Here is a 17,987-nt window from a genome sequence, read left to right on the forward strand (position 1 = left end):
CCTCAAAAGGGCGCGCAGGGCCCGAAGAAGAAGGCTGGACGGGCGGAACCCCGCGACGTTCGGTGGCGCACTGGCGCCGGGATGTCAGCGCCATGGCGCGCCTCCCCGGCCGGCGCCGGACGCAGCCAGCGCCTCGGCGCGGAGCGCCGCCGCGCGGCGGAGAGCGTCGACGGCGGGATCGCCGCTCGTCACGACGCCCGGGAACCGGGCGTCGGGCAACGGGGTGCGGGAGGACTCGGAGCGCGAAGCCTCGGCGCCCGGCGCCCTGGTGTCCGAGGGCCCGTGGCCCGCAGCTGTGGTGCCGGGATCGCCGGTGGTCGAAGTCCCGGCGTCGGGGGCGCCGGTGTCCGAAGGGCCGTGGCCCGCAGTCGTTGTGCCGGGAGCGTCGGTGGGCGAAGTCGCGGGCTGTGGAGCCCTCGTGGGCGGAGTTCTGGCGCCCATGGCCCCGGCGCCCGAGGCTCTGACGACCGAAGTTTCGGCGCCTGGCGCCCCGGTGTTCGAGGGTTTGGGGCCCGCAGTCGCGGTGCCGGGAGTGCCGGTGGTCGAAGTCCCGGCTTCCGGAGCATCGGTGTCCAGGGGCTCGGCGCCCGCAGCAGTGGTGCCGGGGTTCGCAACCGCGGGGCCGGACGCCGCGGCGTCCGGGTTCCCCGTGCTCTCCGGGCCGCACGGGTCGCCCTCGCTCAGGGCTGCTGTGAGGGCCGATTCCACCGTTGTGAGGGTGCCGAGTTCGCCGCGGGCTCCGCGGCCCAGCGTTTCGACCGCGCCCGCCGCGCGGGCCCGGGCCCGGCAGTGGAAGGCGAGTTCGCAGGCGGCCAGGCAGTCGGGTGTGTACGCCGCCGCGACCGACTCGACGGCCACCACCAGCTCCTCCGCGGGGCGGGTCGGCGTTCTGCCGTCGTCGGACAGGCGGAGATCGAACGTGGTGCCTTCGGGCAGCGCGGCGGCGATCTCCTCGATACGGGTGAGCCGCGCCAGCTGGCGCCTGGTGACGGCCAGTTGCTTGCGTACGTCCACCGGCTCCGCCGTGGGCAGGTTGGAGAAGTCCTTGGGGCAGACCAGCAGCACGGTGTGCCGTACGCGAGCGTCGTCGGCCGACTCGACCACCGCCGAGGCCAGGCGCTCGAGCGCCAGGACGTAGACGGCCGCCTGCCGGGCGGCCGCGCCCACCTTGGCCGCGTCGGCCGAACCGTCCACCACCGGGAAGGACTTGACCTCCACGACCGTCCAACTGCCGTCCGGGTGCACTGCCACCGCGTCCGGCTCCAGATAGGCGGGCGAGCCCGCAACGTCGAGCACCACCATGGGGTGGAACAGCAGCGACCATCGCCCTGCCGCCGTCGCCTCCTCCAGGGCGAGGCGCGTACGGGCCGCCCGGCCCTCGGGGCCCGCGGCCGACAGGTCGGGGACGGACACCTCCCCGGCGGGATCCGCGCCCGCGCCGAGGCGTTCGTGCAGCAGCCGCATCAGCTCCGCGCCGCCGTCCGCCTGGATCCGCGCCTCAAAGGCGTTGCCGCGCACGAAGGCGAACTGCGACTGGCCGAACGTGGCGGGCGTGCCCAGCGCACGCGCGAGCGCCGCCTTGTCCACCCCGGCGCCGTCCAGCAGCGCGCGGCGGCGGCAGCCGGGGTTGGCGGCGAGCGCGGCGAGGGCGCGGGCGTCCAGTGGGTGCGGTGGCGCGGTGGGCCCGCGCAGCTCAGCGAGCCGCTGCCGGAGCGCCGTCGTCGGCCGTGGCAGGGCGCGCGGTGGCAGCGCTGCCGACGACGGTGGCGGCGGTGTCGTCGGGGTGGCCGCCACGGCCCGGCTGTCGAGGGATCCGTTCACCCGCCGAAGTCTCGCATCCGTCACTGACAATCGGGGCGGTTCCGGTGCCGACAGGGGATTCGGCCAGGGATTCGGCCGGGGATTCGGCCGGGGATTCCGTCATGGAGCCGGCCGGGGATGCCGCCGGGGCGGAGGAACGTTTGCCCACGCGGTCGCGGACTCCGTCGGCGAGCCGCAGCGCCGGGCGCGCCAGGGCCAGACCCAGCCCCATGACCGCCGCACCGGCGGCCGCGTCGAGGAAGTAGTGGTTCGCGGTGCCCATCACCACCACGGTGGTGACCAGCGGATACGCGACACCGGCCACCTTGGCGGGCCACCCCCGCCCGCACCGCCAGAGCATCACTCCGCACCACAGCGACCACCCCACATGCAGGCTCGGCATCGCCGCGTACTGGTTGGTCAGCCCGCCGAGCCCGCGCGGCGCGCTCGCCTCGCCGCCCCACCAGCCGTACGAGCCGTACTGCGACATCGTGTCCACGAAGCCATGGCCGGCGGCGAGCAGCCGGGGCGGGCAGGTCGGGAGGAGGGTGAAGCCGACCAGCCCTATGAGGGTCGAGACCAGCAGCCAGGTACGGGCTATTCGGTAGTGCGGCGGGCGGCGCTTCCACAGCCAGACGAGGATCGCCGGGGTGACGAGGTAATGCAGCGAGGCGTACGCGAAGTCGGCGGGTATGCCGAGCGACGCGTGCTCGGTGAAGAGCCGGTTGAGCGGATGCTCCGCGTTGATGTGCAGCAGTTTCTCGACGCGCAGGATGGCCAGTCCGTGGTCGACGGCCGTCGAGACGTCGCCGCGCGCCATCAGCCGCCCCGCCGAGTACGCGGCGTACACCACGACGATCAGCGGCAGCTCGGTCCACCAGCGGGGACGGCTGCCGCGTGCTCTTCCGGTGCGTGGCGCGGGCGCGGTCTGGGGCATCCGGACGCTCTCCAAATGTTCAGGCGCCCAGTAGGCGCGCATCAACCGTACGGTGTATGTCGATTCCGCCACACACCGGCCCCCGGTTGCTTTCGCAGCGTCGCGTTCGCCTGCCGTTCGGCCCCCGTTGGCGGATGTCCGAGCAAGAAGACGCGGAGATCGCCCGCCGGGTTGACCGCCGAGTACGTGAGCGATGATGGAAACGGCGCCACAAACACCCCATACGCGTCATCGCAGAGCACACGACGGCACCATCCGGCTCAGCTCGGCTCGGCTCGGCTGAGCCCCCGTTCAGTGAGAGGTCTCCCATGGCACCGCGCATCCTGCTGGCCCGTCACGGACAGACGGAATGGTCGCTGTCCGGCAGGCACACCGGACGTACCGACGTCCCGCTGCTGGACGAGGGCAGGCGGGGCGCCAAGCTCCTGGGCGAGCGGCTGCACCGGGCGCCGTTCGGCGGCCTGCCGGACGCGGAGATCCGTACGAGCCCGCTGTCGCGGGCCTCGGAAACCTGCGGTCTGGCCGGATTCGGAGACCGCGCGGAGTCGTGGGACGTGCTGATGGAGTGGGACTACGGCGCGTACGAGGGCCTGACGCAGGCCCAGATCCAGGCCCAGCGGCCGGGCTGGTTCATCTGGCGCGACGGGGTGCCGGAGGGCGAGACGCTCGACCAGCTCGCGCGGCGTGCGGACGCGGTGGTGGAGTGGGCGCGCTCGGCGGACCGCGATGTGCTGGTCTTCGCGCACGGGCACATCCTGCGGGTGCTGGCGGCGCGCTGGCTCGGCCGGCACGCGTCGTTCGCGGCGCGCATCAAGCTGGACCCGGCCTCGCTGTCGGTCCTGGGTTGGGCGTACGGGGAGACGGCGCTGGAGTGCTGGAACGACCTGGGCCACATCGACCTCGCCGGACCGGCAACCCCGCGCTGACGTGCCCAAGCCCGCCTCCCCCCAGGGCGTGTCCGGCAGATCATGGCCCCCGAGGCGGGCCCCTTCCCGCCCGTAATCAGGGCTTCGCCCATGGTGCTGGGGGCGGAGCCCTGCTTTGAGGAAGGGACGCGCGCGGAGCCCCGCTATGGCCGCGGGGCAGCGCGCTCCGTACACCTCGTGCCGTACGGCCCTGACCTCGCGCAACGCCAGGTCGGTGAGGGGCGGTTCGTCTCCCCGCGGGACGGCCGGAGCACGCGGGGAAGGATCCGCCGGTGCGCTCTCACATCACGCCCCCAGCCCGGCGCCCGCGCGGCTTCGGTCCCCACCCGCCCGCTGCAATGCGGGAAAGGTCGGCGCATCGGCGCCGCCAAGACCGGGTGCGTCAGGTGTCGCGGGCGGCGTGGTGGTCGAGGAAGTCGGCCACCGGCGGGGAGCCGTCGTGGCGGCGGAGGAGAGCCGCCGTGCTGTCCAGCATCGCGCGGATGCGGGACGACTGGACTTCGTCCAGCAGCCGCAGTACGCGCTGACCCGCGTGCGCCGCTTCATCCGGAGCCCCGCTCCGCGCGAGGTTTCCCGCCAACTCCGCGGTGAACAGCGCCGCGTTGCGCGCGAAGTGAGGATCCTGCAGCGCCACCGCGCGGCGCGCGTGGTCCGCCGCGCGCCCCCACTGCCCGAGTGCCGACCAGCACTGCGCTTCGAGCCCCTCGAGTTCGGCCTCGCCGTAGAAGGACATCCACTCCGGATCGGCGTCCGAGGGCCCGCGCCCGAACAGCGTATGGGCGCGCAGCAGCGCTTCCTCGTACTCCTTGCGGTCGCCGAGCCCCGCCCAGCCCCCGGCCTCGCGCAGGGCGAGGAGCGACAGCAGCCGGGGCGACGACAGGTGCCGGGCGGCGCGCTGCGCGGCCTGGGCGGCACGTACGGCCTCGCGCGGGCGCCCCGCATCGCGCGCGAGGAAGGCCGTGTTGCAGAAGGCGTGGGCCTCCAGAGCCGGGTCGCTTGCGACGCGCGCCGTAGCGAGCGCCTCCCCGTAGTGGGAGCGGGCATCCGCGAAGCGGCCCGAATCGTGGGCCAGCCAGCCCACGGAGATGGCGAGTTCACCGGCCCCGGCTTGCAGCCGGTCGGCCGTCGACTGGCGCTGGGTGCCCGCGTCGAGCAGCGCGTAGGCGGTGCGCAGCGGCTGGGCGGCCCGCCGGTAGAGGCCGTCGGCGCCGTGCCGGTCGTCGAGCAGCCGGATGCGCCGTACGGCCTCCTCGACGGCCGTCGCCTCGGACTCTCCGACGCGGCGCGGCGGGCGGGCGAAGCCCAGCCCGAGGGAGTCGGCGCCCAGCCCCAGGGAGCCGGCCGCAAGGGCGGCCGGGCCGCCGGTCATGAATGCGCGACGCAGCACGTCGCTCTCCTCGTGAGTGGTGACAGGTGGATCGGGTTCGGTCCTGGCCGGGGGCACGGCGCCGCTCGCGCGCGCCCCCCGTCCGCGGACTTCTTCGCGCGGCGCGAAGCCCATGTCCGCGAGCGTGTGGTCCGGGAACATGTGCCGGAACACGCGCTCGTAGGCGTAGTTGGGGCAGCGGATCTCCCCGGACTCGACGCGCCCGATGTAGCGCGCGTCGCAGGCGACCTGCTCCCCGATGTCGCGGGCCGCACGGCGTACGGCCGCCGCGAACTCGCCCGGTGACAGCGGGCCGCGCAGCTGCCGGAAGGCCGTGTTCGGCCGCGGCGCGGGGCGCGCGGCGAAGCCCCGCGAGGACGATGACGAAGACGCTGACGGCGTCGCCATGGCCGAGCCCTCTCCCTGGCGGTGCTCCGCCCCCCGTAAGGGGCGGGGTTCAATTGCTGCCGGCCCTTACGCGCACGCGCCCCGCCGCGCCGGACCGGCGAGGCACGACCGTACCCGTTGTGACGAAGCAAGTACCCAGGGTTTGGCTACAAACCGGATATCTCACCCACGATCCGCCATGAACTGCCATCCTTTGCGGCGGCGTGCCGCCGTAGCCGTTGACGCCGCAACCGCGTTGAACCCTTGAAGAAGGAGCGACGCTGCTCACTTCCGGAGGAGGGGTTTCTCTTGGCGGAGGCCGACGTGGACGTCAGTGGTTCGCAGACGACTGCCCAGCATGGCCCCAGCCCGGACCGCAGCCCGAGCCCGGCTCCCGACGCCGCCCCGGGGTGCGATCTCGTGACCGTTCCGGCCCGTCAGGGCCTGGAGGCGGTGGACATCCTGCGCCGGGCCACCGACTCCGGCGGCGCTTACCGCGGCCCGGACGAGGAGCCGGGCGCCGTCGGCGCCGTGCTGCACGACGGGGACTGCGACACGCTCGGCTTCCTGGTGCCGCCCGGCACCGCGGCCGGCTGGGACCTGCCCGGCAGTGCGTGCACCCAGACCTTCGGGCGCGGGCTGCCGACGGCCGCGGAACCGCCCGTCGCGGGCACCGGTTGGCTCGTGCCGCCGGTCGGAGACGGCGCTGTCACCGACCCGGCCGTGCTCCGCGCCGCGCTGGGCGAAGCGGCCCGCCTGATCGAGGCCGCCGACCGCTGCAGGTGAGTGACCCTTCGGCCGCTCAGCCGCCACGGGCCGCCCGGGAACCCTGGCTCCTGCGAACCCGGCTGCCCGGGAACCCCGCCGTCCGGAACACGGCTGCCCGGGGGCCTGGCCGCGCAGAACCCCGCCGCAGGGGAACCCCGCCGCTCGTGAGCCCCTCTCGGGAATGGCCGCCCGCCCCCGGGGATACTGGGGGCATGGCGAAGGGCAGGCGGCGTCATGCGGAAGCCGTCACCGAAGAGGTGGACGGCGGTGTCGCCGAGCTCGTCCCCGACCGTGACCGGCCGCGCGCCCGTACGCTGCTCATCGACGGCGCCCCCCAGTCCCACGTGGACCTCGACGACCCCGCGTACCTCGACTTCGAGTACCAGCGCAGGCTCGGTCACATCGCCGATCTGACCGCGCCGCTCGGCCGCCCCGTCCAGGCTCTGCACCTGGGCGGCGGCGCCTTCACGCTCGCCCGGTACGTCGCCGCGACCCGCCCCCGCTCCACCCAGCAGGTCGTCGAACTCGACGCCCGGCTGGCCCGGTTCGTACGGCGCCAGCTGCCGCTGGAGAGCGGCTGGCGGATACGGGTGCGGGGCGGGGACGCGCGGGCGGGGCTCGGCAAGGTCCCCGAAGACTGGGCCGATCTCGTCATCCTGGACGTCTTCAGCGGGGCCCGTACGCCCGCCCATCTCACCAGCGCGGAGTTCGCGGCCGAGGTACGGAGAGCGCTCCGGCCCGGCGGCTTCTACGCGGCGAACCTCGCCGACGGGCCGCCGCTCGCGCACCTCCGGGCCCAGATCGCCACCGTAGGAACGGTTTTCCCCGAGATGTGCCTGATGGCCGACCCGGCCGTGCTGCGCGGGCGCCGGTTCGGCAACGCCGTCCTGCTGGCCTCGGACCGCGAGCTGCCGGTCGCCGAGCTGACGCGCAGGGCCGCGGGGGACCCACACCCCGCGCGCGTGGAGCACGGCAGGGCGCTGCTGGACTTCACAGGCGGTGCGGCGCCGGTGAGCGACGATGCGGCGCGGCCGTCACCCGCCCCGCCGGAGAAGACCTTTGAGTGATCAGCACCAGCGGTCCGTGTCAGCGGTCCGTGTCAGTGATCCGCGATCATTGATCCGCGCCCGCGTTGGCCGCTGCCGGATCGGCGGCCATCGGGTCATTCCTCGACGACCTGGACGGTCGGCGGGTGGCCGTTCCAGGTGCAGAAGACCGATGTCGTGTTCGCGCCTCTGGTGAAGTTCACCCGGATCCACTCGGACTGCTTCCAGACCTGCATCTGCCAGTCCGAGTCGGGCGTCGCCGAGACCAACTCCGCGTAATCTTCGTTGATTTCGAAGACGACCCGGCCGCCGGCCACGTTGTAGCTCTTCACGTCGCCGCTCGCGGACGACGCGGCGGAAGGGGAACTCGGGGCGGTGGTGCGCGGCGGCGGGGTGTCGCGGTTCTCGGGTGTCCCGGACGGTCTGCGGGGCTTGGAGGGGGAGGGCGACGACGGCTTGGGGCGCTGGGTGGACGAGGACTGCGGCTCGGCGCCGCCCGCGGCCTCCGCACGCCCGGTTGCGTCGCCGGGTATGGGAAGCGCGCGCGGCGGGTCGTACGCCGTGCCGGCGAGCACGGTGTGGACGCCCCACCACGACAGCGTGACCGCAGCGCCCGTGGCGAGCGACCACGCTACGGCGTGAACCAGTCCTCGTTGCATCACGCTCATACTGCCGCACGTGGCCGATTCTTTGCGATGGACTTCGCGGGACGATCATCACGCGTATGGCGTACGGTGCCGCCCATGGCAAGTGTGCTCGTGGTCGAGGACGACCAGTTCGTGCGCTCAGCCCTCATCCGGCACCTGACCGAGGCATCCCACACCGTTCGGAGTGTCGGCACGGCCCTGGAGGCGCTGCGTGAGGTGGCCCACGTCGGTTTCGACGTCGTCATCCTCGACCTCGGCCTGCCCGACCTCGACGGGGCGGAGGCCCTGAAGATGCTGCGCGGAATCACCGACGTCCCCGTGATCATCGCGACCGCCCGGGACGACGAGGCGGAAATCGTCCGGCTGCTCAACGACGGAGCCGACGACTACCTCGTCAAGCCGTTCTCCGTGGACCACTTGTCCGCCCGGATGGCCGCCGTGCTCCGCCGCTCGCGCGCGGCCGCGGGCGCCGAGCCGCCGTCCCGGGTGATCCGCGTCGGCGGCCTGGCGATCGACCCGCTGCGGCGGCAGGCGGAGCTGGACGGGGCGGCCCTTGACCTGACGCGCCGCGAGTTCGACCTGCTGGCCTTCCTCGCCGGACGGCCCGGAGTCGTCGTGCCGCGCAAGGAGTTGCTGGCCGAGGTGTGGCAGCAGTCGTACGGGGACGACCAGACCATTGACGTCCATCTGTCGTGGCTGCGGCGGAAATTGGGCGAAACGGCCGCCAAGCCGCGCTATCTGCACACGCTGCGGGGTGTCGGGGTCAAGCTGGAGCCGCCCCGATGAGGTGGGCGCTGGTCAAGGTGAGCCTGGCGGTCACCGCCATGGTCGTCGTGGCCTTCGCCGTGCCGCTCGGGCTCGTCGTCAAGGAGATGGCGCGCGACCGGGCGTTCTCCAACGCCGAGCGGCAGGCCGCCACCATCGGCCCGGCCCTCGCCATCACCACCGACGACGCGCAGCTGAAGCGGGCCGTGGCCAGCACCGAGGTGGGGGCTGAGGGCCGGATGGCCGTGCACGTCCCGGGCACCGCGGGCCCGGGTGGCGGGGCCGCCGTGGAGATCGGCGAACCGCGGGCCGGCCGCGCGGACCTGGCCACCGCGACCCGGCTCGGCCGCGCCTCCATCTCGTCCGTGGACGGCGGTTACGCGCTGCTCCAGCCGACCGCCATCGGCTCGGGAAAGGTCGCCGTCGTCGAGGTGTTCGTCCCCGACCAGGAGGTCACCAACGGCGTCACCACCGCCTGGGCCGTCCTCGCCGTGGTCGCCCTCGCTCTGGTCGTCGGCTCGGTCGCCATCGCCGACCGGCTCGGCACCCGTATGGTCCGGCCCGCCGAGGAACTCGCCGGAGCCGCCCAGGACCTGGGCGAGGGCAAGCTCGGCACGCGCGTGCCCGAGGAGGGCCCCGCCGAACTGCGGGCCGCCGCGGTCGCCTTCAACTCCATGGCCGACCAGGTGGTGCAGCTGCTGGCCAACGAGCGCGAGCTGGCCGCCGACCTCTCCCACCGGCTGCGCACTCCGCTCACCGTGCTCCGCCTCAACGCCGCCTCCCTGGGCGAGGGTCCGGCCGCCGAGCAGACCCGGGCGGCTGTCGCCAAGCTCGAGGGCGAGGTCGACCAGATCATCCGGACCGCGCGCGACCAGCGGCCGCAGACCCAGGGCCCACTGGGCGTGGTCTCCGGCTGTGACGCGGCCGAGGTGATCCGCGAGCGGATGGCCTTCTGGTCGGCGCTCGCCGAGGACGAGGGCCGGAAGGTGCGGCTCGCGGGCGTCGACCGTCCCGCGCGCGTGCCCGTGGCGCGCCCCGAACTCGCCGCCGCCCTCGACGCGATGCTCGGCAACGTCTTCCGGCACACCCGCGAGGGCACCGCCTTCTCGGTGGACGTGCACAACGGCGAGGACGCCGTGATCGTGCTCGTCTCGGACGCCGGGCCCGGCATCAAGGACCCGGACGCGGCGCTGCAGCGGGGCCACGGCGACGGCGGCCCCGGCTCGACGGGTCTGGGGCTCGACATCGTCCGCCGAGTCGCGGAGTCCACGGGCGGCGACGTACGGATCGGGCGCTCGGTGCTGGGCGGTACGGAGATACGGGTCTGGCTCGCGCTCGACGGGCGGCGGCCGTCCCTGGGGCGGCGGGGGCACCGGGTCGTACGGCGCAAGCGCGGCAGGGCGGGGGGCGGCGGCAAGGTCGCCAAGTGAGCCGAAGGCCGTCACGTGAGCGACGGCCGTCAAGTGAGCCTCAGGCCGTCAAGCCAGCCCCAGGCCGTCAAGTGAGCCGCTGGCGCGGCTCTTTGAGTCCAACGTTTAATCACCGCCGATCGTGCCCTTAAGCGCGGCATAAGAAGTCCGGGCCCCGCACCGATCTTGGCTTTTGTCCGTTTCGGGCTCGCTAGCGTGCTGCAGCACCACCCCCCGTAAGAGCAGAGGCAGGAACGCGATGAGCAGTGCGCACCGGCACAGAACGAGCCGTAAGGCCAAGGCGATCGGCGCGGTCGTCGCCGCGGTCGCCGTGGGCGGAAGCGCGTTCATGCTGGCCGGGACGGCTCAGGCCGCCTCGGTCGGCGCGGCGTACACCACGACGAGCGACTGGAGCACCGGCTACACCGGGCAGTACGTGATCACCAACGAGTCCGGGAAGGCGCTGTCCGACTGGACGCTCGAGTTCGACCTGCCGGCCGGGACGAAGCTCAGCTCCCTGTGGAACGCCCGGCACACTGCCGACGGGCAGCACATCACCGTCAAGCCCGCGAGCTGGAGCGGCGACATCGCTCCCGGCAAGTCGCTGACGGTCGGCTTCGTCGCGGCGTCGTCCGGGAACAGCGCGAAGGCCGCGGAGCCCAAGGGCTGTCTGATCAACGAGGTGAAGTGCTCGGTCGACGACGGCGCCACCCCGGAGCCCAGCGGCCGCCCGACGCAGAGCTCTTCCCCGACCGCCGCGCCCTCGCCGACCAAGGAGCCGACGAAGACGCCGACCGCGCAGCCGACCCAGACCGCCACCCCCTCGCCGACCGGGAAGCCGGAGCCGGGCGACGGCTCGGCCAAGGGCGAAGGCTTCGCCCCGTACATCGACACCTCGCTGCACCCCTCCTACGACATGGTGGGCACCGCCAAGAAGACCGGGGTGAAGGAGTTCAACCTCGCCTTCATCACCTCCGGTGGCGGCTGCGTCCCGAAGTGGGGCGGCGTGGCCGATCTGAACAACAACCCCGTGGCCGACCAGATCGGTGAGCTCCGCAAGGCGGGCGGCGACGTGCGGGTGTCGTTCGGCGGTGCCGCCGGGTCCGAGCTGGGCCTCGCCTGCTCCTCCGCCTCCGACCTCGCGGCGGCGTACGGCAAGGTCGTGGACGCGTACAAGCTCACCAAGGTCGACTTCGACGTCGAGGGCGGCGCGCTGCCCGACAAGGCGGCCAACACGCGTCGCGCGCAGGCCATCGCCGAGCTGCAGAAGAAGCACCCGGGCCTCGATGTGTCCTTCACCCTGCCGGTGATGCCCTCGGGCCTCACCCAGGACGGCGTCGACCTGGTCGCCGACGCCAAGAAGAACGGCGTGAAGATCTCGGCCGTGAACATCATGGCCATGGACTACGGGCCCGCGTTCAGCGGCGACATGGGCCAGTACGCGATCGAGGCGGCCACGGCCACCCAGGGCCAGATCAAGAACGTCCTGGGACTGTCGGACGCGGCCGCGTGGAAGGCCGTCGCCGTCACCCCGATGATCGGCGTCAACGACGTCACGACCGAGATCTTCAAGGTGGACGACGCCACCCAGCTGGTGAAGTTCGCCGAGTCCAAGGGCCTGGGCTGGCTGTCGATGTGGTCCTCGACCCGTGACAAGCAGTGCCCCGGCGGGGAGCAGAACTCCGCGCAGGCGACCTGCAGCTCGATCCTTCAGGACGAGCTGGCATTCACCAAGGCCTTTGGTACGTACGGCGGCTGAACCTCTCCGCCCTGGAGTCCCTCTTCCCGACTGCCACCCCCCACGCGCGCCCCGGCCGGGTCACCCCCCATCCGGCCGGGGCGCGCGGTTTTCTGCCCGCGCTATGTGGTCCGGAGACGGCCTATGCGCGGCCTGTTCGGGCCTGGAAGCGGCCTATTCGGCGGGCAGCACGCCCGAGCGGGCGACCTCGGCGTACCAGCGGGCGCTGGACTTGGGGGTGCGGGCCTGGGTCGCGTAGTCGACGTGGATCGCGCCGAACCGCTTCTCATAGCCGTACGCCCACTCGAAGTTGTCCATGAGGGACCAGAGGAAATAGCCCTGGACGTCGGCACCGTCGGTGATCGCGCGGTGCGCGGCGGCGAGGTGGGCGTGGACGTACGCGATGCGCTCGGGGTCGTGGACGGCCCCTTCGGCGTCGGGCTTGTCCTCGTAGGCCGCGCCGTTCTCGGTGATGAGCAGGGGCAGCCCGGGGGCCTCCCGGGTGAAGCGCATCAGCAGGTCGTACAGGCCTGTCGGGTCGACGGACCAGTCCATGGCGGTGAGGTCGCCGGGCGGCTGGTGGAAGGCGACCCGGTCGGCGGCGGGCCAGGGGGAGTGCTCGCTGGCGCCGTGGCCGTCCCTGCGCGGAGGCTCGTTGTCAGTGGCGGCTGATACCACTGTAGGCGTGTAGTAGTTGATGCCCAGCGCGTCCAGGGGGTGCTTGATGACGGCCAGGTCCGAGTCGTGTACGTACGACCAGTCGGTCAGCCGCGCGGTGTCCGCCAGCAGGTCGGCGGGGTACCGGCCGTGGAGCATGGGGTCGGTGAAGATACGGGTGGCGAGGGCGTCGATCTGCCGCTGAGCGTCGAGGTCCTCGGGGGATGGGGTCAGGGCGCGTACGGCGCCGGGGTTGAGGCTGACCGCGACGCGAGCGCGGGCGGGCAGGGCCGAGCGCAGCGCCTGGGCGCCGAGGCCGTGGGCGAGGTTGAGGTGGTGCGCCGCGCGCAGGGCGGCGACCGGGTCGGTGCGGCCGGGGGCGTGCACGCCTGAGCCGTAGCCCAGGAAGGCGCTGCACCAGGGCTCGTTGAGGGTGCTCCAGGTCTCGACGCGGTCGCCGAGCGCCTCGGCGACGATCCCGGCGTACTCGGCGAACCGGTGCGCCGTGTCGCGCTCCGGCCAGCCCCCCGACACCTCCAGCTCCTGCGGCAGGTCCCAGTGGTAGAGGGTCGGCAGCGGCTGGATGCCGTGGGCGAGGAGCTCGTCGACGAGGGCGCGGTAGAAGTCGAGGCCGCGCTGGACGGCGGGGCCGCGCCCGGTGGGCTGTACGCGGGGCCAGGAAACGGAGAAGCGGTATGCGCCGAGGCCCAGTTCGGCCATGAGGCGGACGTCGTCGCGGAAGCGGTGGTAGTGGTCGGCCGCGATGTCACCGGTGTCGCCGCCGGCCACGTTGCCGGGCGTATGGCTGAAGGTGTCCCAGATGGAGGGGGTGCGACCGTCCTCCTGCGCGGCGCCCTCGATCTGGTACGCGGCGGTGGCGGCGCCCCACAGGAAGCCGGGCGGAAAGCTTGCGGTCATGGAAGCGCTCCCATGGAGAGTCGTGACGAGGTGATGGAGTGTTGGAGACGGGGAGGTCAGCCTTTGACCGCGCCCTGCATGATGCCGCCCACGATCTGCTTGCCGAAGAGGGTGAAGGCCAGCAGCAGCGGCAGGGTGCCGAGCAGCGCACCCGCCATGATGACCGACTGGTCCGGGATATAGCCGCGGCCGAGGCCGGTCAGCGCGACCTGCACGGTCGGATTGTCCTGGGTCAGCGCGATGATCGGCCAGAAGAAGTCGTTCCAGGCCTGCACGAAGGTGAGCATGGCCAGTACGGCCATGGCGGGCCGGGCGGCCGGGAAGACCACGTGCCAGATGATCCGCAGACTGCCGGCACCGTCCACGCGCGCGGCCTCGATGAGCTCGGTCGGCAGCGCCTCGGTCAGGTACTGCCGCATGAAGAAGACCCCGAAGGCGCTCACCAGGGTCGGCAGGATCACGGCCTGCAGCTGGTTCGTCCACTCCAGCTCGGCGACCGTCATGAACAGCGGCACCACGCTGAGCTGCGGCGGCACCATCATCGTGGCGATGGTCAGCATCAGCAGGAGGTTCTTGAGCCGGAAGCGGAGCTTGGCGAAGGCGAAGCCGGCGATGGTCGAGAACAGCACTGTGCCCACGGTGACCGTGCCCGCGACGACGGTCGTGTTGAGCAGCGCCAGGCCCATGTTGGCGTCGGTCCAGGCCGTTTCCAGATTCTGGAGCAGCCGCCCGCCGAACCAGAACGGCGGGGGTGTCCCGGCCAGCCGGGAGTTGGTGCGGGAGGCCGCGATCGCCGTCCAGACCAGGGGGAAGAGCGAGCCCGCCGTGAAGAGGCTCAGCACGGCGTACGTGATCCTCCCGCCGTGCAGCTGCCCGCCGGCTCTGCCGGCCCTTCCCGCCCTGCCGCGCCGATGGGGCGCTCCCGGCTTCCCGGGGTCGCGGGGCCCGCCGGGCTTACGTTTCTCAGCGGCGACGAGGGCCGTCATCGGGAAGCCTCCTCACGGCTCTTGCGCAGCGCCCTGGCCACGGCGAGGTAGAGCGGGAAGATCAGCAGCAGGATCAGGAACATCGTCCAGGCGATGGCGGCTGCCCGGCCGAGGTGGAAGTGGAACCAGCCCTGCTCGTACATGTAGAGGCCCAGGGTCTGGAACTGGTGCGAGGCGCCGCCCTTCTCGCCGCCCGCCCCGCCGAAGAGCAAGGGTTCGCCGAAGAGCTGGGTGGCCCCAATCGTCGAGACGACGATGGTGAAGAGGATCGTCGGCCGCAGCGAAGGGATCGTCACATGGCGGAACTGCTGCCAGCGGGAGGCCCCGTCCAGGGCCGCCGACTCGTACAGATCGTTCGGCACGGCCTGCATCGCGGCCAGGTAGATCAGCGCGTTGTAGCCCGTCCACCGCCAGATCACGATCGACGAGACTGCGATCTGCGAGCTCCACTCGCCGTTCTGCCAGTCGATGGTGTCGATTCCGGCCAGGCCGAGCGCCCAGTTGACCATCCCGTAGTCGCGCCCGAAGAGCAGTACGAAGACGAGCGTGGCCGCGGCCACCGACGTGGCGTACGGGGTGAGCATCGCGACCCGGAAGAACGTCGAGCCGCGCAGCCGGTAGTTGAGGAGGTGGGCGATCCCCAGTGCCATCAGCAGCTGCGGGACCGTCGAGATCACGCCGATGGTGAAGGTGTTCCGCAGCGCGTTCCAGAAGAACTCGTCCTCCAGCAGCCGGGTGTAGTTGTGCAGTCCGGCCCACTCCATGACCGTCGGATCGTGCAGGGAGACGCGGTGCAGCGACGACCAGCCCGTATAGAGCAGAGGGAAGAGCCCGAAGGCCGTGAAGAAGAGGAAGAAGGGCGCGACGAAGGCGTACGGGCTCCACCGCACGTCGCGGCGGTAGCGGCTGCCGCGCCGCTCGGCCTGCCGACGCGCGCGGAGGGCCGCGCCCCCCTCCCTCGCGGGGGGCGCGACCGTACGGGACTCGACAGCCATCCGCGTCACTGGTCCAGTGCGTTGTCGATGTTCTTCAGCGCCGCGTCCCAGCCCTGGTCCGGCGTCTTGCCCTGCTGCTCGACCTGGAGGACGCCGACGTCGGTGATGGCCGTCTGGATGGCCAGGTCCTTCTCGCCGACCACCAGGGTCGGGATGCCCTTGGCTGCGTCGGCGAAGATCCTGCCGATGGGGGCGTCGTCGAAGTACTCGTGCTTGGCGCCGGCGACAGCCGGGAGGTCGTACGCCGCCTGCGAGCTCGGGAAGCTGGCCTGCTTCTCGAAGAGTTTGGCCTGCTGCTCGGGCGCGGTCAGCCAGGCGGCGAGCTTGACCGCCTCGTCCTTGTTCCTGGCCGCCTCCGGCACGGAGAGGAAGGAGCCGCCCCAGTTCGCGGGCTTGGGCGCCGGGGCGACGTCCCACCGGTCCTCCGCCTTGTCCCCGGCCTTCTCCTTGATATAGCCGAGCATCCACGGCGGGCAGGAGACGGTGGCGAACCGGCCGTTGGCGTACGCCTGGTCCCAGGTCTTGTCGAACTGCTTGAGCTTGGCGGTCATCTTTCCGTCGATGACCTCCATCGCCAGGTCCCAGGCCTCTTTGACGGCCGGGCCGTCCTTGTAGATGAGCTTGCCGCTCTTGTCGTAGTAGCGCTCCGCGTTGCCCGAGACGGCCGCGTTGTAGACCCCGCCCGCCGCGTCGACGAAGACCGTGCCCTTGGGGGCCTTCGCCATGTAGTCCTTGCCGGCGTCGACGTACTTCTGCCAGTCGCCCGCCCAGAGCTTGCCGACCTCCTTGCGGTCCGTCGGCAGCCCGGCCTTCTTGAACAGGTCCTTGCGGTAGCAGATCGCCATCGGGCCGATGTCGGTGCCGAGTCCCACGGTCCTGCCGTCCTCGGCCGTCGCCTGCGCCCACTTCCACGGCAGGAAACTGCTCTTGTCGACCCCCTCGGCCTTGCCCAGGTCGACGAACCTGTCCGCGTGCCTGGCCGCGACCTCGGCGATGTTGCCGACCTCGACCGCCTGGATGTCCTGCAGCCCGCTGCCGGTCCCGAGGTGGGTCAGCAACTGCGGGTAGTACTGGTCCACGCGCTCGATCGAGGTCTCCTTGATCGTGACGCCCGGGTTCAACTTCTCGTATTCGTCGTAGAGCCCTGCCTGTTTGTAGCCGAAGACCCCGAAGACCCCGATCGTGACCGTGGTCTTGCCGTTGCCGTCCTTGCCGCCCGGGCTCGCGGAGCCGGGCTCGTCGCTGTCCTCGGCGCAGCCCGCGAGCAGGCCGGCGCCCAGCGCGGCGACGGCCGCGAGGACCACCGCCCGCCCTGACGTGCGGGACATAGAGCGCATTGTGTCCTCCTATGCACTGACGTACCGCTCCCGGCCAAGGGATTGCGACAGGGGGAAAGTGGTGCTGAGGCTCGGGCGGGGAACGTACGGGATGTGTATGACTCCGGTATCTTGGGAGCGCTCCCAGACGTGATGTGTTGAAGGGTTACGGCTCCCCGTTGGGGTGTCAAGGCCGCGGACAAGAGCAACCTTGCGCGCCCGAAGTGATGTTGAATGACACGGCGGCGCCCGATGCGGGGCATATGGCTGGAGGCGGACATGGCGGGGATCCGACGGCGGGGCGGCGTGCGCAGAGGCGGCGGGCCGACCCTCGAGGAAGTGGCGGCGCGCGCGGGCGTCGGCCGCGGCACGGTCTCCCGGGTGATCAACGGCTCCCCCCGGGTCAGCGACCGCACGCGCGCCGCCGTCGAACAAGCCGTCGCCGAGCTGGGCTACATACCGAACCGGGCCGCCCGCGCCCTTGCGGGCAACCGCAACGACGCCATCGCCCTCGTCATCCCCGAGCCCGAGACGCGGCTCTTCGCGGAGCCCTACTTCTCCGACATCATCCGCGGTGTCGGTGCCGAACTCGCCGACACCGACCTGCAGTTGCTGCTCACCCTCATCCGCACGCCCAAGGAGCGCCAGCGTCTCGCCCACTACCTGAGCTCGCACCGCGTCGACGGCGTCCTGCTGGTCTCCGTGCACGCCGACGATCCGCTGCCCGACCTGCTGGAGCGGATCGAGATGCCCGCCGTCCTCAGCGGCCGCCGCTCCGCCCGCGAGTCCGTGCCGTACGTCGACTCGGACAACACCGGCGGCGCCCGTGCGGCCATGGAGCACTTGCTCGCGCGCGGTCGCCGGACGATCGCGACGATCACCGGACCGCTCGACATGTACGTGGCCCAGTGCCGCCTCGACGGCTACCGATGCGCTCTCACGGACGCGGGCCTCCCCGCCGACGGAGCGCTGATCGCGGGCGCCGACTTCACCGAGGACGGCGGGCGGCGCGCGATGCGCGAGCTGCTGGACCGGGCCCCCGACCTCGATGCGGTCTTCGCGGCCTCGGACGTGATGGCGGCGGGCGCCCGTCAGGTTCTGCGCGAGGCCGGCCGCCGCGTCCCCGACGACGTCGCTCTCGTCGGCTTCGACGACTCCCCGGTCGCCCGCCACACGGACCCGCCGCTGACCAGCGTCCGCCAGCCGATCGAGGAGATGGGCCGGGCGATGGTCCGGGTGCTGCTGGAGGAGATCGAGGAACGCAGCCGGGAGCGGGAGCAGCTGGTGCTGCCGACGGAGCTGGTGGTGCGCGAGTCGTCGTGACGC

Annotated in this window: 14 protein-coding genes and 1 pseudogene; 7 read left to right on the forward strand and 8 right to left on the reverse strand. The window is 72.3% G+C overall.

Going from position 1 to position 17,987, the window contains the following annotated elements:
* Window positions 1–627: 627 nt before the first annotated feature.
* Window positions 628–1,794 (reverse strand): annotated as a pseudogene (locus ACTWQC_RS32060) (hypothetical protein); the annotation flags it as partial.
* Window positions 1,694–2,737 (reverse strand): phosphatase PAP2 family protein, encoded by a 1,044-nt coding sequence (locus ACTWQC_RS32065; RefSeq protein WP_443319408.1) that lies wholly within the window; start codon window positions 2,735–2,737, stop codon window positions 1,694–1,696. The pseudogene ACTWQC_RS32060 and the gene ACTWQC_RS32065, both read right to left, overlap by 101 nt.
* A 308-nt stretch (window positions 2,738–3,045) precedes the next feature.
* Here ACTWQC_RS32065 and ACTWQC_RS32070 point away from each other — a divergent pair, with 308 nt between their 5' ends.
* A complete protein-coding gene (locus tag ACTWQC_RS32070; protein ID WP_443319365.1) occupies window positions 3,046–3,663 on the forward strand; it encodes a histidine phosphatase family protein in 618 nt (205 codons plus the stop codon).
* Window positions 3,664–4,045: 382 nt separating this feature from the next.
* Here the strand turns inward: ACTWQC_RS32070 and ACTWQC_RS32075 are convergent, their stop codons facing one another.
* Window positions 4,046–5,437, reverse strand: coding sequence for a hypothetical protein (locus ACTWQC_RS32075; RefSeq protein ID WP_443319366.1), 1,392 nt, complete (start codon window positions 5,435–5,437; stop codon window positions 4,046–4,048).
* Window positions 5,438–5,725: 288 nt separating this feature from the next.
* Here ACTWQC_RS32075 and ACTWQC_RS32080 point away from each other — a divergent pair, with 288 nt between their 5' ends.
* Together ACTWQC_RS32080 and ACTWQC_RS32085 are read left to right on the forward strand one after the other, a co-directional pair.
* Window positions 5,726–6,202 carry a hypothetical protein gene (locus tag ACTWQC_RS32080; protein ID WP_443319367.1) on the forward strand — a complete coding sequence of 159 codons (477 nt, stop codon included), beginning with the start codon at window positions 5,726–5,728 and terminating at the stop codon, window positions 6,200–6,202.
* Between the two features lie 194 nt (window positions 6,203–6,396).
* A complete protein-coding gene (locus tag ACTWQC_RS32085) occupies window positions 6,397–7,251 on the forward strand; it encodes a spermidine synthase (RefSeq protein ID WP_443319368.1) in 855 nt (284 codons plus the stop codon).
* 95 nt (window positions 7,252–7,346) lie between these two features.
* Here ACTWQC_RS32085 and ACTWQC_RS32090 read toward each other — a convergent pair whose 3' ends face one another.
* Entirely contained in the window at window positions 7,347–7,889 is a 543-nt protein-coding gene (locus ACTWQC_RS32090) for a hypothetical protein (protein WP_443319369.1), read from the reverse strand.
* A gap of 84 nt (window positions 7,890–7,973) precedes the next feature.
* On the opposite strand from ACTWQC_RS32090, the gene ACTWQC_RS32095 reads away from it, so the two are divergent.
* From ACTWQC_RS32095 to ACTWQC_RS32105, 3 genes are all read left to right on the forward strand, one after another.
* On the forward strand, window positions 7,974–8,663 hold the full coding sequence (locus ACTWQC_RS32095) for a response regulator transcription factor (RefSeq protein WP_443319370.1): 690 nt from the start codon (window positions 7,974–7,976) through the stop codon (window positions 8,661–8,663).
* Complete coding sequence (locus ACTWQC_RS32100; protein ID WP_443319371.1) at window positions 8,660–10,072, forward strand: sensor histidine kinase; 1,413 nt, start codon at window positions 8,660–8,662, stop codon at window positions 10,070–10,072. The genes ACTWQC_RS32095 and ACTWQC_RS32100 overlap by 4 nt, the downstream gene beginning before the upstream one ends.
* A 238-nt stretch (window positions 10,073–10,310) precedes the next feature.
* Window positions 10,311–11,810 (forward strand): cellulose binding domain-containing protein, encoded by a 1,500-nt coding sequence (locus ACTWQC_RS32105; protein ID WP_443319372.1) that lies wholly within the window; start codon window positions 10,311–10,313, stop codon window positions 11,808–11,810.
* A gap of 153 nt (window positions 11,811–11,963) precedes the next feature.
* Here the strand turns inward: ACTWQC_RS32105 and ACTWQC_RS32110 are convergent, their stop codons facing one another.
* The 4 genes from ACTWQC_RS32110 to ACTWQC_RS32125 are packed head-to-tail and all read right to left on the reverse strand — an operon-like array spanning window position 11,964 to window position 16,673.
* Window positions 11,964–13,364 carry a GH1 family beta-glucosidase gene (locus ACTWQC_RS32110; protein ID WP_443319373.1) on the reverse strand — a complete coding sequence of 467 codons (1,401 nt, stop codon included), beginning with the start codon at window positions 13,362–13,364 and terminating at the stop codon, window positions 11,964–11,966.
* 56 nt (window positions 13,365–13,420) lie between these two features.
* Window positions 13,421–14,350, reverse strand: a complete 930-nt coding sequence (locus ACTWQC_RS32115) for a carbohydrate ABC transporter permease (RefSeq protein WP_443319374.1) — start codon at window positions 14,348–14,350, stop codon at window positions 13,421–13,423.
* Entirely contained in the window at window positions 14,347–15,345 is a 999-nt protein-coding gene (locus ACTWQC_RS32120) for a carbohydrate ABC transporter permease (protein WP_443319375.1), read from the reverse strand. The genes ACTWQC_RS32115 and ACTWQC_RS32120 overlap by 4 nt, the downstream gene beginning before the upstream one ends.
* Window positions 15,346–15,350: 5 nt before the next feature.
* A complete protein-coding gene (locus tag ACTWQC_RS32125; protein ID WP_443319376.1) occupies window positions 15,351–16,673 on the reverse strand; it encodes an ABC transporter substrate-binding protein in 1,323 nt (440 codons plus the stop codon).
* A 267-nt stretch (window positions 16,674–16,940) separates the two neighbouring features.
* Here ACTWQC_RS32125 and ACTWQC_RS32130 point away from each other — a divergent pair, with 267 nt between their 5' ends.
* Window positions 16,941–17,984 carry a LacI family DNA-binding transcriptional regulator gene (locus tag ACTWQC_RS32130; RefSeq protein WP_443319377.1) on the forward strand — a complete coding sequence of 348 codons (1,044 nt, stop codon included), beginning with the start codon at window positions 16,941–16,943 and terminating at the stop codon, window positions 17,982–17,984.
* Window positions 17,985–17,987 lie beyond the last annotated feature (3 nt).

The organism is Streptomyces sp. 8N616 (assembly GCF_052246385.1).
In the GTDB taxonomy this organism is placed as follows: domain Bacteria; phylum Actinomycetota; class Actinomycetes; order Streptomycetales; family Streptomycetaceae; genus Streptomyces.

What these genes read in the sequence shown, in the direction of transcription:
- ACTWQC_RS32065 (WP_443319408.1), bottom strand. Translation starts at nt 2,737, where the DNA reads ATGCCCCAGACCGCGCCCGCGCCACGCACCGGAAGAGCACGCGGCAGC.
- ACTWQC_RS32070 (WP_443319365.1), top strand. Translation starts at nt 3,046, where the DNA reads ATGGCACCGCGCATCCTGCTGGCCCGTCACGGACAGACGGAATGGTCG.
- ACTWQC_RS32075 (WP_443319366.1), bottom strand. Translation starts at nt 5,437, where the DNA reads ATGGCGACGCCGTCAGCGTCTTCGTCATCGTCCTCGCGGGGCTTCGCC.
- ACTWQC_RS32085 (WP_443319368.1), top strand. Translation starts at nt 6,397, where the DNA reads ATGGCGAAGGGCAGGCGGCGTCATGCGGAAGCCGTCACCGAAGAGGTG.
- ACTWQC_RS32090 (WP_443319369.1), bottom strand. Translation starts at nt 7,889, where the DNA reads ATGCAACGAGGACTGGTTCACGCCGTAGCGTGGTCGCTCGCCACGGGC.
- ACTWQC_RS32095 (WP_443319370.1), top strand. Translation starts at nt 7,974, where the DNA reads ATGGCAAGTGTGCTCGTGGTCGAGGACGACCAGTTCGTGCGCTCAGCC.
- ACTWQC_RS32100 (WP_443319371.1), top strand. Translation starts at nt 8,660, where the DNA reads ATGAGGTGGGCGCTGGTCAAGGTGAGCCTGGCGGTCACCGCCATGGTC.
- ACTWQC_RS32105 (WP_443319372.1), top strand. Translation starts at nt 10,311, where the DNA reads ATGAGCAGTGCGCACCGGCACAGAACGAGCCGTAAGGCCAAGGCGATC.
- ACTWQC_RS32110 (WP_443319373.1), bottom strand. Translation starts at nt 13,364, where the DNA reads ATGACCGCAAGCTTTCCGCCCGGCTTCCTGTGGGGCGCCGCCACCGCC.
- ACTWQC_RS32115 (WP_443319374.1), bottom strand. Translation starts at nt 14,350, where the DNA reads ATGACGGCCCTCGTCGCCGCTGAGAAACGTAAGCCCGGCGGGCCCCGC.
- ACTWQC_RS32120 (WP_443319375.1), bottom strand. Translation starts at nt 15,345, where the DNA reads ATGGCTGTCGAGTCCCGTACGGTCGCGCCCCCCGCGAGGGAGGGGGGC.
- ACTWQC_RS32125 (WP_443319376.1), bottom strand. Translation starts at nt 16,673, where the DNA reads ATGTCCCGCACGTCAGGGCGGGCGGTGGTCCTCGCGGCCGTCGCCGCG.
- ACTWQC_RS32130 (WP_443319377.1), top strand. Translation starts at nt 16,941, where the DNA reads ATGGCGGGGATCCGACGGCGGGGCGGCGTGCGCAGAGGCGGCGGGCCG.